This window comes from Pseudomonas peradeniyensis, from assembly GCF_014268935.2.
In the GTDB taxonomy this organism is placed as follows: domain Bacteria; phylum Pseudomonadota; class Gammaproteobacteria; order Pseudomonadales; family Pseudomonadaceae; genus Aquipseudomonas; species Aquipseudomonas peradeniyensis.
In genome coordinates this window covers 2501-5202 of record NZ_JABWRJ020000006.1, presented here as the reverse complement: position 1 = coordinate 5202, position 2702 = coordinate 2501, and the positions used below count along the sequence as shown (strand labels likewise).

Below are 2702 nucleotides of genomic sequence, written 5' to 3'. Positions count from 1 at the left end.
GTCTTTCGTCTTCACCACCACAATTTGGCCTCGGCGCAAATTGCTTGGGTGTTATATGGTCAAGCCTCACGGGCAATTAGTATTGGTTAGCTCAACGCCTCACAGCGCTTACACACCCAACCTATCAACGTCGTAGTCTTCGACGGCCCTTCAGGGAGCTCAAGGCTCCAGTGAGATCTCATCTTGAGGCAAGTTTCCCGCTTAGATGCTTTCAGCGGTTATCTCTTCCGAACATAGCTACCCGGCAATGCCACTGGCGTGACAACCGGAACACCAGAGGTTCGTCCACTCCGGTCCTCTCGTACTAGGAGCAGCCCCTCTCAAATCTCAAACGTCCACGGCAGATAGGGACCGAACTGTCTCACGACGTTCTAAACCCAGCTCGCGTACCACTTTAAATGGCGAACAGCCATACCCTTGGGACCGGCTTCAGCCCCAGGATGTGATGAGCCGACATCGAGGTGCCAAACACCGCCGTCGATATGAACTCTTGGGCGGTATCAGCCTGTTATCCCCGGAGTACCTTTTATCCGTTGAGCGATGGCCCTTCCATACAGAACCACCGGATCACTAAGACCTACTTTCGTACCTGCTCGACGTGTGTGTCTCGCAGTCAAGCGCGCTTTTGCCTTTATACTCTACGACCGATTTCCGACCGGTCTGAGCGCACCTTCGTACTCCTCCGTTACTCTTTGGGAGGAGACCGCCCCAGTCAAACTACCCACCATACACTGTCCTCGATCCGGATAACGGACCTGAGTTAGAACCTCAAGGTTGCCAGGGTGGTATTTCAAGGATGGCTCCATGAGAACTGGCGTCCCCACTTCAAAGCCTCCCACCTATCCTACACAAGCAAGCTCAAAGTCCAGTGCAAAGCTATAGTAAAGGTTCACGGGGTCTTTCCGTCTAGCCGCGGATACACTGCATCTTCACAGCGATTTCAATTTCACTGAGTCTCGGGTGGAGACAGCGCCGCCATCGTTACGCCATTCGTGCAGGTCGGAACTTACCCGACAAGGAATTTCGCTACCTTAGGACCGTTATAGTTACGGCCGCCGTTTACCGGGGCTTCGATCAAGAGCTTCGCTTGCGCTAACCCCATCAATTAACCTTCCGGCACCGGGCAGGCGTCACACCCTATACGTCCACTTTCGTGTTTGCAGAGTGCTGTGTTTTTAATAAACAGTCGCAGCGGCCTGGTATCTTCGACCGGCGTGGGCTTACGCAGCAAGTGCTTCACCCTCACCGGCGCACCTTCTCCCGAAGTTACGGTGCCATTTTGCCTAGTTCCTTCACCCGAGTTCTCTCAAGCGCCTTGGTATTCTCTACCTAACCACCTGTGTCGGTTTGGGGTACGGTTCCCAGTTATCTGAAGCTTAGGAGCTTTTCTTGGAAGCATGGCATCAACCACTTCGCGCTCTAAAGAGCACTCGTCATCAGCTCTCGGCCTTAAGATCCCGGATTTGCCTAAGATCTCAGCCTACCACCTTAAACTTGGACAACCAACGCCAAGCTGGCCTAGCCTTCTCCGTCCCTCCATCGCAATAACTGGAAGTACAGGAATATTAACCTGTTTTCCATCGACTACGCTTTTCAGCCTCGCCTTAGGGACCGACTAACCCTGCGTCGATTAACGTTGCGCAGGAAACCTTGGTCTTTCGGCGTGCGAGTTTTTCACTCGCATTGTCGTTACTCATGTCAGCATTCGCACTTCTGATACCTCCAGCAAGCTTCTCAACTCACCTTCACAGGCTTACAGAACGCTCCTCTACCGCATCACCAGAGGTGATACCCGTAGCTTCGGTGCATGGTTTGAGCCCCGTTACATCTTCCGCGCAGGCCGACTCGACTAGTGAGCTATTACGCTTTCTTTAAAGGGTGGCTGCTTCTAAGCCAACCTCCTAGCTGTCTAAGCCTTCCCACATCGTTTCCCACTTAACCATGACTTTGGGACCTTAGCTGACGGTCTGGGTTGTTTCCCTTTTCACGACGGACGTTAGCACCCGCCGTGTGTCTCCCATGCTCGGCACTTGTAGGTATTCGGAGTTTGCATCGGTTTGGTAAGTCGGGATGACCCCCTAGCCGAAACAGTGCTCTACCCCCTACAGTGATACATGAGGCGCTACCTAAATAGCTTTCGAGGAGAACCAGCTATCTCCGAGCTTGATTAGCCTTTCACTCCGATCCACAGGTCATCCGCTAACTTTTCAACGGTAGTCGGTTCGGTCCTCCAGTCAGTGTTACCTAACCTTCAACCTGCCCATGGATAGATCGCCCGGTTTCGGGTCTATACCCAGCGACTAAAGCGCCCTATTAAGACTCGCTTTCGCTACGCCTCCCCTATTCGGTTAAGCTCGCCACTGAATATAAGTCGCTGACCCATTATACAAAAGGTACGCAGTCACCTAACAAAGTAGGCTCCCACTGCTTGTACGCATACGGTTTCAGGTTCTATTTCACTCCCCTCTCCGGGGTTCTTTTCGCCTTTCCCTCACGGTACTGGTTCACTATCGGTCAGTCAGTAGTATTTAGCCTTGGAGGATGGTCCCCCCATGTTCAGACAAAGTTTCTCGTGCTCCGTCCTACTCGATTTCACTGGCAAGAGATTTTCGTGTACGGGGCTATCACCCACTATGGCCGCACTTTCCAGAGCGTTCCACTAATCTCAAACCAGCTTAAGGGCTGGTCCCCGTTCGCTCGCC

1 rRNA gene (cut by a window edge) is annotated in these 2702 nt (G+C 52.8%); it reads right to left on the bottom strand.

Annotated features, from left to right (window positions below):
- Positions 1–55: 55 nt before the first annotated feature.
- Positions 56–2702: ribosomal RNA gene (locus HU751_RS26730) — 23S ribosomal RNA — on the bottom strand (it continues 246 nt past the right edge of the window).